This is a genomic window from Bacillus sp. 166amftsu, assembly GCF_900107445.1.
In the GTDB taxonomy this organism is placed as follows: domain Bacteria; phylum Bacillota; class Bacilli; order Bacillales; family Bacillaceae_G; genus Bacillus_A; species Bacillus_A arachidis.
Window position 1 is genome coordinate 42,441 of record NZ_FNQA01000001.1, and the last position, 13,232, is coordinate 55,672.

Annotated in this window: 12 protein-coding genes; 1 reads left to right on the plus strand and 11 read right to left on the minus strand. The window is 35.0% G+C overall.

From position 1 onward, the window contains the following. Positions 1–76 precede the first annotated feature (76 nt). The 9 genes from BLV40_RS00245 to tkt form a co-directional block, all read right to left on the minus strand. Positions 77–223, minus strand: a complete 147-nt coding sequence (locus BLV40_RS00245) for a BC1881 family protein (protein WP_035415214.1) — start codon at positions 221–223, stop codon at positions 77–79. 458 nt (positions 224–681) lie between these two features. Further along, entirely contained in the window at positions 682–1,257 is a 576-nt protein-coding gene (gene bamE, locus BLV40_RS00250; RefSeq protein WP_090686930.1) for an outer membrane protein assembly factor BamE domain-containing protein, read from the minus strand. A gap of 41 nt (positions 1,258–1,298) precedes the next feature. After that, positions 1,299–2,342 carry a nuclease-related domain-containing protein gene (locus BLV40_RS00255; protein ID WP_090686931.1) on the minus strand — a complete coding sequence of 348 codons (1,044 nt, stop codon included), beginning with the start codon at positions 2,340–2,342 and terminating at the stop codon, positions 1,299–1,301. 434 nt (positions 2,343–2,776) lie between these two features. Further along, on the minus strand, positions 2,777–4,381 hold the full coding sequence (locus tag BLV40_RS00260) for a lipase family alpha/beta hydrolase (protein ID WP_026592658.1): 1,605 nt from the start codon (positions 4,379–4,381) through the stop codon (positions 2,777–2,779). A 477-nt stretch (positions 4,382–4,858) separates the two neighbouring features. Further along, on the minus strand, positions 4,859–6,622 hold the full coding sequence (locus BLV40_RS00270) for an ABC transporter ATP-binding protein (RefSeq protein WP_090686933.1): 1,764 nt from the start codon (positions 6,620–6,622) through the stop codon (positions 4,859–4,861). Then, positions 6,622–8,373, minus strand: coding sequence for an ABC transporter transmembrane domain-containing protein (locus tag BLV40_RS00275; RefSeq protein WP_090686934.1), 1,752 nt, complete (start codon positions 8,371–8,373; stop codon positions 6,622–6,624). The genes BLV40_RS00270 and BLV40_RS00275 overlap by 1 nt, the downstream gene beginning before the upstream one ends. Positions 8,374–8,497: 124 nt before the next feature. Next, positions 8,498–8,719, minus strand: a complete 222-nt coding sequence (locus tag BLV40_RS00280; protein ID WP_003199214.1) for a YneF family protein — start codon at positions 8,717–8,719, stop codon at positions 8,498–8,500. A gap of 78 nt (positions 8,720–8,797) precedes the next feature. Then, the gene (gene sirA / locus BLV40_RS00285; protein WP_026592655.1) at positions 8,798–9,238 is read right to left on the minus strand and encodes a sporulation inhibitor of replication protein SirA; all 441 of its coding nucleotides are present in this window, start codon (positions 9,236–9,238) and stop codon (positions 8,798–8,800) included. 157 nt (positions 9,239–9,395) lie between these two features. Continuing rightward, on the minus strand, positions 9,396–11,396 hold the full coding sequence (tkt, locus tag BLV40_RS00290; protein WP_026592654.1) for a transketolase: 2,001 nt from the start codon (positions 11,394–11,396) through the stop codon (positions 9,396–9,398). A 349-nt stretch (positions 11,397–11,745) separates the two neighbouring features. Here tkt and BLV40_RS00295 point away from each other — a divergent pair, with 349 nt between their 5' ends. After that, the gene (locus BLV40_RS00295; protein WP_090686936.1) at positions 11,746–12,045 is read left to right on the plus strand and encodes a hypothetical protein; all 300 of its coding nucleotides are present in this window, start codon (positions 11,746–11,748) and stop codon (positions 12,043–12,045) included. A 223-nt stretch (positions 12,046–12,268) separates the two neighbouring features. Here the strand turns inward: BLV40_RS00295 and BLV40_RS00300 are convergent, their stop codons facing one another. Both BLV40_RS00300 and BLV40_RS00305 read right to left on the minus strand, forming a co-directional pair. Further along, the gene (locus tag BLV40_RS00300) at positions 12,269–12,508 is read right to left on the minus strand and encodes a DUF896 domain-containing protein (protein WP_026592652.1); all 240 of its coding nucleotides are present in this window, start codon (positions 12,506–12,508) and stop codon (positions 12,269–12,271) included. Between the two features lie 45 nt (positions 12,509–12,553). Continuing rightward, positions 12,554–13,210, minus strand: a complete 657-nt coding sequence (locus BLV40_RS00305) for a YneB family resolvase-like protein (RefSeq protein ID WP_090686938.1) — start codon at positions 13,208–13,210, stop codon at positions 12,554–12,556. Between the last annotated feature and the right edge of the window lie 22 nt (positions 13,211–13,232).

Consider the following 13,232-nt stretch of genomic DNA (forward strand, 5'->3'; position numbering starts at 1 on the left):
CTTTTTTTACGCAAACAAAAAAGCATCCACATAGGACGCTTTTCATTATTTTCCTATATTCATCATATGTACTCAACTAATCTTGATTAATTAAAATGACAGCTGGTCCAGATACCACCACTCCAGCTACTTCAATCTTCTCAAATTCTTTAACTGTAATTGATATAACACCTTTTCGTTCCATTAATTCCTTACTCAGGACTTCAGTCGGTACGTTTTTCACCGTCTTACCTCCTTTTCATTCTTGTTTCCTAGAATCTTTACTTTTCATTGATAATATTTCGTCACGGAACTGGAATCTAAAATTATAAAATTGTTCCAATGCATCTATATATACACTCTCCCTCCTATTTTCATTCCTTAAATTCCATAAAGAATGTATGATTCCTTTTTATAACATATTGAAAAAAAAATAAAAAAGCATCCTGTACGGATGCTTTCATCATTTTGATTCACGTGAAAACTTTGTATACACACCAAAACCTGCAAGCAGTACTCCTAATCCCGCGAACATAGTACCTAGGCCTAAAAAGAATGAGCCGAGTGTTTGTAAATCTTCCATATATACATATATCCCCTTCCCAATATCTCTATATTCAATATAATTAATTATACATCATTTGCCATTTTTGTTGTATTTATCTTTCACTCAATTTCTTTCACAATCCTAATCGATAGCAATTAGTCTTTGTGAATCTTATATTCTATTACTCTATCTTTTTCATCAAAATTAACAATTAAACGCTCACTATCAATTCGAATCAAGCCCCGTTCATCTCCTAGATAATAAACAATTTGATTCGTTTTCATAAAACGCTCTGTTTCTGTTGGCTTACCTAACAATTGTAATATTTCTTGCTTTGATTTTCCTACCAATTGATGTTTTTCTAAAAGGTCATCTACTATATACACTCTTTTGTTTTCTTTCTCTATCCATACATCTCTATCGAATTTTGAGTTGTATTCATTTATTCCAAGTTGCATAGCACAACACAAAAATAGGCTCGCCCCAACAACTGTTATAGTTTTGAGATCTCTCTTTTGCTTTTCATTCTTTTTATTTAAAGAAACCTTCCAAATTATCCATTCAATAAACAACAAAATAACAAATGGTAATATTACAATCGATATACTCTCTACACTATAAGTTAAATGACTGATAGCAATTAAAAGAATGAAAGCAAGATATATGAATAAATACACAAAAACATAAAGATATAATATTCCCCACAATAAAGTATTTTTATGTTTCTTCAAGAAAGAACCACCTTCATTTTAAATTTGAACTTTTAACCCCCTCAGAGTTTCATATAATTCATACGTTCAATGACTTCTTTTATATCTTCTAATTCTTTTACCGTATATAATTCTTTTTCTTTTAATTTTTCATTTCTAAAATAAGTAACTAGCTGCTCTCTTCCCTTCAGCCGTGGGAGTGCTTCATTAGAAAGATCAATCACTTCATTCCTATTTCCGTTCGTCTCATTACCGAAATATAAAAGAGGCTTAATTTCTTCTTTAACTTCTTGCTGATAGCTTTCTTTAAGGCAATCATATAAAACAGAGGACGCATGTTTTATTTTATATGCTGGATTTCCTTCATTCTCGACTCTTAAACTCAATGAATTTCCGTCTGATGATCGCTCTGAAACAAAAGTAAACGTCTCTTCCTTTTGATACTTACCAATCTCATCAATCATAAACGAATATACACCGGCATTCTCTTTCGTCACTCCATGTATCAGTCGTCCCTGCCATTCTTTCGTCTCAATAACATAAATTCCAGTCGTACATAATACAAGATGATCAATTCGAGTATAGCCACTTTTATTTTCTGCCTCACTATCGGTATTGAGTACAAATACATTCGGAATAATATAGAGCTCCTCTCTAGTTATAAGGCCTTCCTGAACAAATCCCCGTTTCATATAAGTTAATATTTCATGTGTATTCATTTCTTCGCTATTTTTGGAATACGCTCTTAACTCTGTAACAAGGTTTTGTAGCAAATGAATCTCATTACTATGTTTTTGTTGCATCTCATTACGTTCCTTATTATGCTGCACAGCTAATTGATTTTTCATCATTCTCACATTTTCCAGTTCTCTTGCTGTACTCTCTTTTAAATTGTTATACTTTTTTCGTTCTACACTTTTTAACGTCTCTTGTTTTTCCTCATAAGTAGCTACTGTTGCAGCAATTTCACTTTGGTAGTTTTCTATTGATTGTGTCCTTTCAAACTCCACTTGTTGCTTGTCAGATTCTAACTGTTTATTCTTATAAAACAATACAAATATTCCAACTAGCAATGCTAAAATCACACATATGAATACATATTCCATCTTTTTTCTCCTTTATAGATTAGGTAGATATCACCTAAAATTTTAAAAATATTTTCAATCTATTATACTACGTATTATAATAACGATCTGTAAAATTTGGATAAATTTTGCATACTTTATTTACTATAAAAAGTGAACAAGTTATCTCTCAACTGATTTAAGATCAGAGGAAAACATATGTAGAAAAAAGTCAAGAACTTAAGAAGAATCAATCATAAAAAAGAAGCCCTCGAAACCTCAACATTACAAGGTTTTTCGAAAGCTTCTTTTATTGTAAAGTAAAAACATCCCATCATGTAGGAGATTTTTCATAAACGTTTATTACACTGTACTTAGACCAAAACGTTTACAGTCTTCTTGCCATTACCTCTATCTTTAAAAAAGAATAACAGCACATGATGGCCATCAAACCGTACTTTTTTCGTAATTACGATTTATTTTTCAATATACACAGAACGCACAATTGTACGAGTATAAGCTTTACCTTCTGCGTTAATACCTTTAATATCAATCGTCATATTATATACATCTGATTTTTTTATATGATCCAAAAGGCCTTTGAATGCAGCCTCATCTAACCTTTGCAGCTGGTTCGATTGTAATACTAAATTCCCTTCTCGATCAACAACTCGAACAGTAAAAGAAAGATTCTCTTGTTTTCCTAGTTCTTTAGTAGATTGCTTCAATTGAAATTCAACTTTATCAGCTTTAATTTTCCCTGGCATTTTCAATGTAAACGGCGCTGTTTGTTTATAATCACTAACAACCATATAGGCATCTTTTGTATGTGTGGTCATTAGTTTAACATGCCATTCTCCGGTTTCCATTTGATTAATTTTAAATGTCCGAATGGACGCCCCCTTAAAGTAGGAAGTTTCGTCTCCAACCGTAAACTTACTATCTTTATTCGTATATACTTTGCCCGACGGAGAAATAAGTTGTACTTTCACTTCTGAAGATGCTGTCAACACAGAGACCACACCTTCTGTTTTTGTATCTACCGCAATTGTTTGATCAATCCATTTATTCGGCTCCAGTTCTCCACCTAAAATGCTTTGATTAGATGTAGTATTTAAATTATCAACAAATTCTCTATTATTATTTAAAGTATAAGGAGGAACGAATGTAGCAGTAGAAGTACGTAAATACGATTCAATTCGAGAAAAGACGGCTGAACCTTTTCGAATATTATCATGATCAAATCTAGAATCAGTAAATAAATGTGTTCCATACGGTAATTTTGTACTCCATTCATTCACTAAACCATCATTAGAGCCATACGCAGAAAGATATAACCCACCTAAAGATAGAGCAGAGAAAGCCGGTCCCCAACTTGTACCTGCAACTGTATAATAACGATTTAATTTAGCGTTTGGATTGTTATCTATTACAGAACGAAATTGTGCCATTTCACCTGTTTGTAAAGAATAAGTGCCATCGTCTCTTTGTCCGAGTAATGAAGCCAACCACCCCGCCCACCAACTATAGGATAAGTCTGCTAAATTTGACCCATAATGCGGCGAAGCTAGTGTAATAACATTTCCTACAAAACGATTCGCACCGTATTGAATGAGCGCTGCTTGGGTGTCAATTCCACCTTTACTATGAGCCACAATATTCACTTTTTTACCAAAATGATTATAAATCTCTTCTAGCTTTGCAGCCAATAATTTACCATTATCCCACTGACTTGCAGATCCCTTTCCAGCTGCATCATATAGTTGAACAAACACCGTTTGATATCCCGCACGATACGCATAATCATACATATCGTTTACATCGTGATAAACTGTTTTTCCATACCAACTATCTGCACTTCCATTTCTCCCTTGTACAAAAACAATCGGTGGCCTATTTTCATCATAATTTAAAGGCTTCTCACCTAAAAACCAATCTCCTGGATTAAATGTTTCTTTTGGCGGAAGCACCCCACCATAATTCGGCGTAGTATTTGCTTCAGCGCTTGCAATACTAATAGGAGTAACGAGTAAAATGAATGTAGTAATCAACATCATGCATCTTTTAAACGACGCGTACATAATAACCCCTCCTTTTTTCAGAAAGATGACGCAGAGTTTATAAATTGCTATGCTATTGCAATACCATTACTTCTATAATTCCCAAGACTCCTTTGCTTCTAAAATTTCTAAGGGTCATATTTATTCAATTAATGAGTATGATAGTTTGAACACATCGTCTTATTCTTTATAAACAGTATTCTTCCTATGCATCTTAATTCCTTTCACTCATCAATAGTACAAATGTTTCTCAATAAAAAGCTCACAGATTTTCTTGATAATAATATTAAATTAAGAAAAACAACTGAAAAAAGCAGTTATAATCGGTATGATAGGAACTCTCTCAAAAATTTTATTTAGTTGGAGATAATGTAGCATTCGGTGTATGTATTGAACGAGCAGAGTATCACTACGAATTCAGTATGTGGGGCATAACAAAAATTACAGAGATAGAGGCATTTTTAAGAGAATAAAAAAGAGGCCTTCAAAACCTCAATATTATAAGGCATTCTGAAGGCTTCCTTTATTCTGAAGTAAATACATGTTGTAATACAATCCTTGCTTACTCAGTAATTCTTGATGCGTTCCTCTTTCTACAATTTCTCCATCATGCATAACAAAGATTTGATCAGAATCTTGAATAGTAGATAAGCGGTGCGCAATCGCAATTGTTGTTCTACCTTTTCGCATGCGCTGCAGTGCTGTTTGAATCGCTTCTTCTGTTTCTGTATCAATATTTGCTGTTGCTTCGTCTAATACTAATACTTTCGGATTTGTAGCAATTGTTCTCGCAAACGCGATGAGTTGCCTTTGCCCACTTGAGAACGCAGCTCCTCTTTCTACTACTTCTGTATTATATCGCTCTGGTAACTTTTCAATAAATATATTCGCTTGCACAAATCTAGCAGCTTCTTCTACCTCTTCATCCGTAATACTTTCATTATACATACGAATGTTTTGTTTTACGTTTCCAGCAAACAAGAATGCATCTTGAAGTACAAGCCCAATTTTCTTTCGAATTTCCTGCTCTTCATATTTTTCTAAGTTTACCCCGTCTATTAAAATATTGCCTGACTTAATATCATAAAAACGCATCAATAAGTTCATAATCGTGCTCTTCCCACTTCCAGTATGCCCAACAAAAGCAACCGTTTGCCCAGGCTTCACATGAAAAGATACATTTTTCAAAACATCACGCTTTCCATCATAGGAAAATGTAACATCTTTAAATTCAATTTCTCCTTCATCCACTTTTGACTCTCCATTTCCTTGTTGAACAGGGGCTAAATCTTTTTCATCCATCAAATGAAAGACACGTGAGGAAGAAACAAGCGCTTGCTGAAAGAAAGAAAGTTTCATCATCATTTCATTTACAGGTTGGAAAAAACGATGAATATAATTAACAAAAGCATATAATACCCCAACTTCAACTGGACTATTCAAGGCGTTAAAGCCAAATAATGCAAGCACTAAAGCGATAGCCATAATATGAACAAGGTCTGTTGCTGGGCGTAAAAATAACGCATCTAGTTTTAACGTACGGCGCCCAGCACCGTAATGCTTATCGTTCACTTCTTCAAATTCTTTTCGCATCCGTTTTTCTTGGCGAAATACTTGCACGATATTCATCCCTTGAATCGATTCATTGAGCTTAGCATTTAAAATACTTAATTGATTCCGTAGCTCCAAATAAAAAATAGAGCTTTTCTTGCGATACATCGTCATAATTGTAAGCATAATTGGAATTAATATAAGAGAACATAAAGCAAGCTTCACATCAAGTAAAAACATTGCCACCAAAATCCCGATTAAAAACACAACATTTTTTACAAATGTTGATAACACACTCACATAGAAATCTTTAATTGCTTCCGTATCATTAGTAATACGAGATACGAGAGTACCAATTGGCGTACGATCAAAAAAGCTTAATGACAACCTTTGTACATGTTCATACACTTCAACCCGCATGTCTTGCACAATTTTAAACGCAATATTTTGGAAATATAGTAAATTTAAATACGTAAATAAAACCTTTAATAAATGAGCAATCATATATACAACAAATAGGGTTACAAGTGCTGATTGTTCAAAGTTCCGTGGAACTAAATGTTCATCAAGAAACTGCTTAATTAAAAATGGCCCCATCATTTCTGTGAAAGTTGCACCAACTAGAAATAGAAATGCCAGTGCCAATAAGCCTTTATATGGTTTCATATACGAAAGTAATCGCCATAAATCGCTTCTTTTTTTCTCAGCCATTATATGCCTCCCTTCTCAACTAACGCTTCTAACTGCTGACTTTCATACATCTCTTTATACCAACCTTCTTGCCCCATTAGTTGTTCATGCGTACCACGCTCTACAATTTTCCCTTCATCAACAACAAGAATAAGATTTGCATGTTGGATAGCACTTAATCTGTGTGCTGTAATTATTGTTGTTTTTTGTGCTCTTTCTCGTTTCAATGCCGTTAAAATTGTTTCTTCTGTTTTTGCATCAACTGCAGATAAACAATCGTCTAAAATTAAAATTTCAGCATTTGTTAATAAAGCACGTGCAATTGAAATCCGCTGTTTTTGTCCACCTGATAAAGAAACCCCGCGTTCCCCTACTACCGTGTCATACCTTTCTGGAAATTGCATAATATCATCATGAATACAAGCAATATTCGCAGCATGCGTAATGTCTTTATGCATAGCATCCACCTTTCCAAATGCAATATTTTCACCTATACTTGCTGAAAATAAGAAATGGTCTTGAGGGACATACGAAATAGCCGATCGAATACCGTGAAGCGTCATATCACGAATATCTTTTCCTCCAACTTGCAATGCTCCATTAAAATGATCATATTCTCGAATTAAACATTTTAGTAATGTCGTTTTCCCTGCACCAGTTCGGCCAACAATACCTAATGTTTCACCCTTTTTTAGCGTAAAATGAATATCTTCTAAATTAATTATTTCATTTTTCTTATAGGAAAATGTATCGATTGCAAACGTAATGTCACCGCTTGCTACATTTTGTACTGCGCTCTCCTTATTCACCACATCTGAAGTTTGAGATAATATTTTTTCCACACGGTCATATGAAGCACGACCACGTTCCATAATATTAAATAGCCAACCAAATGCAAGCATCGGCCAAACAAGTGTCCCTAAATATGTTGTAAATGTAATTAATTCACCAACTGTCAGTTCTCCACGAACAACTAATAGTGATCCATAACATACAGCGATTAAGAATGAAAAACCGACAATAAGAGAAATTGTTGGATCAAATAGTGAATCGATACGTGCAACTAACATATTTTTATGTACAACATCTTCTGATTTTTTTCTAAATGCTTGTAAATCTTCCTTTTCTTGACCGAGTGAACGAATCACTTTCATCCCACTCATGCTTTCTTGGACTTTATCATTGATCTCAGAAAACGCTTGCTGTGCTTTATGAAAGCGTCTATGTAATAAAGTACCATAATAATTAGTTGAAATCGCTACAATCGGCATTGGAATTAGACTTAACAATGTTAACTTCCAACTAATTGTAAGTCCCATAGCCACAAGTACACATCCACCTACGGCTAACGAATCCACAAGTGTCAAAACGCCCGACCCAGCTGTTTGTTGAATTGCTTGAATATCATTCGTTGCATGTGCCATTAAGTCCCCTGTACGATGTGATTGATAAAATGACGGACTCATGTTTGTAAAATGTTCATATAATTTCTTTCTTAATTGGCGTGCGAGCTTTAAAGAAGATCCAAAAATCATAATACGCCATATGTAACGTAATATATACATTGTAATCCCAACAACTACTAAAAGAACAACCCACTGTAACAACTTTTCAAATGTTAGCGTCTGGTTGTTAATTTCGTCTACAATAATCCCAATGACTTTTGGTGCCACAAGCTCAAGAAGTGCTACCCCAAACAACAAAATAATCCCCGTTATATACGCCCGTTTTTCTTGTTTAAAAAACCACGCTAAATTAAAAAATACTTTCATCATATCCTCCTCCCCTGAAATGAGCGATGTTTTCAGTGTATCAAAATCACAGAATTTTTTAAAGTTTTCAACACTAAAGTTTTCCAAAAAGAAAGGACACTCTTATCGAGTGTCCCTTTAGCGCTTATTTCATTTGTTGCTTGTTCATTGCGCTCATCATTTGATTGATTTTCTTTTGGGATGGTTTTTGTCCCATTTGCATCATCATCATTTTTAACATTTGTTCATTGATTGGTGGATTTTTTTGTAAATAATTCATCATATATTTGCGGGCGATGAAAAATCCTAACGCCACGCCTGCTACTAGTGCTAATACGCCCACTAGAACAACTACCCAAATTGACATATATTTTCCTCCTTCATGTTGTCTACCTTACAGTGTACTAAAACCTTTTCAATAAGACAAGATTGTATTCGACATTTTTTACACATATGTTCGCGCTTGTTTCAAAGGATTTAGCCAACCATACTTTTTATTCTCATAATCCATTGCCAAAAATGTCAATTCACATTTCCTAAGAACCTCAAAGAAAGTCGTTTCCATCGATACATTCCCAGATGTATTCATTTGAATATATTGTGATTTCACCGTTATTTCCCCATATTCTGCACCCGTAGATAATATGTGCGTATGGTGTATTCTCTTATACTTTCCAACACTACGTAATGCTTGTTCTAATTTATGGTGAATTTTCATTACTTGTAATGGCATCGTAATATACATCATCTGCTTATATAACACTTTCTTTTCCGAAAGGGAACCAGATTCTGAAAATCGAGCAAATAAATCGAAAAACAAATACTCCCGACCAAAGTATGCCTTCGCAATATCTTCTTGAATTAAATACAATTCATACGTTTTCATACTTTCCCTCCCGCACTGGACAACCTTTTTCTCTACATTATATAAAAGATAATATGCAATGATTGTCTGACTGCGGAGAAAGAAAAAACTTTTTCTGTCGAATAAACTCATTTACATAGAAAAATCTCTCCATGCCGGAGAGATTTTTCACAAATCATTAAAGCATTTCTTTTACTTTACGAACAACATTTTCTACAGTGAATCCATACTCTTCCATGATCTTTTCACCAGGAGCAGAAGCACCAAATGTATCGATACCTAACACATCTCCCTCAAGACCAACGTAACGGTGCCATCCGAAAGTAGCACCCATTTCGATTGCGAAGCGTTTTGTTACTGCTTTTGGTAATACAGATTCTTTATATTCAGCAGATTGTGCTTCAAAGCGATCCATAGATGGCATGCTGACAACAGCTGCATCAACACCATTTTCTGCTAATACTTTTTGCGCTTCAACCGCTAAACTTACTTCAGAACCACTTGCAAGTAAGATTACATCAGCAGTTTCTTTCTTGCTTGCAGAAATTACATACGCACCTTTTGCAACTTTTTCATACGTATCGTCTAATGCACCTTCTAATGTTGGAAGATCTTGACGAGTTAAGATTAATGCAGTTGGTTTGTTTGTAGATTCTAAAGCCAATTTCCAAGCTGCAACTGACTCGTTACCGTCAGCAGGACGAAGAACAGATACGTTTGGCATCGCACGAAGCGCCGCTAATTGTTCAACTGGTTCATGCGTTGGTCCATCTTCTCCAACAGCGATACTGTCATGTGTAAACACATATGTTACAGGCAATTGCATTAATGCTGCAAGACGGATTGCTGGACGTAAGTAATCAGAGAATACGAAGAACGTACCACCGTAAGTTTTTAAGCCACCATGAAGCGCGATACCGTTCATTGCTGCGCCCATTGCGAACTCACGTACACCGTACCAAATGTTTTTACCACTGTAGTCAGCTCTTGTAAAGTCTTTTTCGTTATTCATGTATGTTTTGTTAGAACCAGCAAGGTCTGCAGATCCACCAAAGAATGATGGTACAGCTTCTGCAATCGCGTTAATTACAGTACCTGAAGAAGAACGAGTTGCTGTTTTTGATCCTAATTCATAAGTTGGTAAGTTTTTATCCCAACCTTCTGGAAGAAGACCTTTCATTGCTGCTTGTAATTCATTTGCTAATTCTGGATATGCTTGTGCATATTCACCAAGCATTGTATTCCATTCAGTTTGAGCTGTTTCGCCAACATCTTGTACCGTTTTACGGAAGTTCTCATATACTTCTTCTGATACATGGAAGTCTTGTTCAGCCGTCCAAGCATACGCTTCTTTTGTTAATTTTGTTTCGTCTACACCTAGTGGAGAACCGTGTGAAGCTGATTTTCCTGATTTATTTGGAGAACCGAAACCGATTGTTGTTCTTACTTCAATTAGCGTTGGGCGGTTTTCATCAGCTTTTGCTTCCTCAATCGCTTTTGCAATCGCTTCAACATCGTTTCCATCCTCAACACGGATTACTTGCCAGCCGTATGCTTTATAACGATCTTCTACACTTTCAGAGAATGAGCGATTTAAATCACCATCTAATGAAATATCGTTAGAATCATATAACACAACAAGGCGACCTAATCCTAAGTGAGCAGCTAATGAAGATGCTTCAGCAGAAACGCCTTCCATTAAATCACCATCACCGCAAATTGCATATGTATAATGATCAACTACGTTGTATGCATCACGGTTATACTTCGCTGCTAAATGTCTCTCAGCCATTGCCATACCAACTGCTGTTGAAATACCTTGCCCAAGTGGACCAGTTGTTGCATCTACGCCTGCTGTATGACCATACTCAGGATGTCCTGGAGTTTTACTTCCCCATTGGCGGAAGTTCTTTAAATCATCCATTGTTACATCGTAACCAGATAGATGAAGTAGACTGTATAATAACATTGAACCATGACCTGCAGATAATACGAAACGATCACGGTTAAACCACGTTGGGTTATTTGGATTATGTTTCATAAATTGCGTCCATAATGTATAAGCCATTGGTGCTGCACCCATTGGCATTCCTGGATGACCAGAGTTTGCTTTTTCAATCGCATCAATGGATAATGTGCGAATCGTGTTGATAGAAAGTTGTTCGATTGAATGTGACATGCTATTCTTCCCTTCGCTTATATTAGTAAACGTTTTACACATTTATATGATAGCTTCCCACGCAAGATTATACAACATGTATCGACAAATATGTTGATGTTTTTTCGAGTTTGTTCAAAAAAAATACGAAATTCCACAATGTATAGGGTTTCAATCTGCTATACTTTTTTATTATTCATTTATTAACAATAAAGGGAATTATCTATATTTTTTATACGTGACTCGTAAAAATTTTTAACAAATATTCTATCCACTCCATATCGTCCCCTCTATTCACAACATATCATTAAAATGAACATATATTAATTTTCATCGTATAGATTAAATAAAAACGGAGGAATGCGAAATAATGAGTGAAGGAATAGCTTCTTACACCTTTATAATGGTTTTGACCCTCATTTCAATTCTTTCTATTTATTTTTCAGTCAAATTAAAATCACCCCATAAATACATCCCAGGTGTCCTCATGCTTATTTTCTCCATCGCTACATTTTGCATACTATATTTTGATCAGGGCGCAATTATAATAAGTGAAGGATTAGGATATCTATATAGTTTCATGGCGATCCTCTTGTTTCTTATTGCCGTTATTTCTTTATTTATTGCAACTGCTATTTCTTTTATTTCAGCTTTATTTAGAAAAAAATAATGTTTTTATATGTGGTCACCCCGATGGAAAAAAGATTACATTCAAAAATGCAAAAGGTATCCTCCATTATCTTTCACTTTATGAAGGAATTTAGCCAAAGAGTCTAATTCTGAACAAAAACGAGCAAAATAAGTGAACCATTATTCCTGCCCCCTCCTTCTCGTTTTTGGTAATACCATAAACAATTCTATTAAAATCAAAAAAGATGGGCTTCGCCCATCTTTTAATTCAACTTTGCATTATCTTGTTTTTTCAATGCCTTTAATTTCGCCGGTGTAACATCTTTACCTTCTTCATTAACGATTTTAATGCCTTTTAATTCGTTTAACATATTTTGGCGAAATCCTTTTAAATATTGTTCACGGAGCGATTGGCGCTCACGTTGTTCTTCTTCAGTTAATCCTTCAGCTTTTGCTTTTTTCGCTAAGAAATTAATGCGTTCAATGAGTTCGTGACTTAGCATCTCGAATCCCCTTTCTACTTAAAACTGATTATTATCATACAATAGTTAGTCTTGTTTATCAAGCAGTTGCTTCGTGTATTCCACGTATCTGCGATGTACTGTTGCTTTGGATACATCATGACCAAAACCACGAAGTGTTGCAGCAATTTCCTCAAATGTTAATTCATTACGACGAAGACGCACAATTTCTTCAATCGGTACTTCTTTCTTTTCACGGCCTGTACTTAAATGACGATTTGTTAAATTTTTTTCTGGACGAAATCCCCTATCCACCGCTCGCTGCATTCCACGTTTAATCTTCAAATTATGAATCTTTCTCTGATATTCTTCAACTATACCAATAATATCTAGTACCATAGAATCTGAATCAGAAAGTTGTAATTCGCCATTATGTGTATGCGTATATACCTTTACCCCTTCTTTATGTAAACAGTGCATTAAAGCAATCTTTGCATTTCCTCTTCCAAGCCTTGTTTCATCTTGAATAAGAAGCACATCGACCTGTTCAGCTCGAATCATATCCAATACTTCTAATATACCATCTCGTTCAATTGTATAGCCGCTTGCCTTCTCCTCAAACACCTTTATAACATTCATTTGATACCGCTTAGCTAAATGCAATAATTCATCTTTTTGACGTGATAATGACGTTTCTTGCGCTTCTTTTGTTGTGCTTACACGGGCATAAATAATTGCATTCATTTTAAAACCCTCTTCCTCACTT

Excerpts from the sequence above, each read along its gene's own strand:
- BLV40_RS00300 (WP_026592652.1), bottom strand. The coding sequence starts at position 12,508 with ATGCTAAGTCACGAACTCATTGAACGCATTAATTTCTTAGCGAAAAAA.
- BLV40_RS00280 (WP_003199214.1), bottom strand. The coding sequence starts at position 8,719 with ATGTCAATTTGGGTAGTTGTTCTAGTGGGCGTATTAGCACTAGTAGCA.
- BLV40_RS00305 (WP_090686938.1), bottom strand. The coding sequence starts at position 13,210 with ATGAATGCAATTATTTATGCCCGTGTAAGCACAACAAAAGAAGCGCAA.
- BLV40_RS00295 (WP_090686936.1), top strand. The coding sequence starts at position 11,746 with ATGAGTGAAGGAATAGCTTCTTACACCTTTATAATGGTTTTGACCCTC.
- BLV40_RS00255 (WP_090686931.1), bottom strand. The coding sequence starts at position 2,342 with ATGGAATATGTATTCATATGTGTGATTTTAGCATTGCTAGTTGGAATA.
- BLV40_RS00260 (WP_026592658.1), bottom strand. The coding sequence starts at position 4,381 with ATGTACGCGTCGTTTAAAAGATGCATGATGTTGATTACTACATTCATT.
- tkt (WP_026592654.1), bottom strand. The coding sequence starts at position 11,396 with ATGTCACATTCAATCGAACAACTTTCTATCAACACGATTCGCACATTA.
- BLV40_RS00270 (WP_090686933.1), bottom strand. The coding sequence starts at position 6,622 with ATGGCTGAGAAAAAAAGAAGCGATTTATGGCGATTACTTTCGTATATG.
- BLV40_RS00275 (WP_090686934.1), bottom strand. The coding sequence starts at position 8,373 with ATGAAAGTATTTTTTAATTTAGCGTGGTTTTTTAAACAAGAAAAACGG.
- sirA (WP_026592655.1), bottom strand. The coding sequence starts at position 9,238 with ATGAAAACGTATGAATTGTATTTAATTCAAGAAGATATTGCGAAGGCA.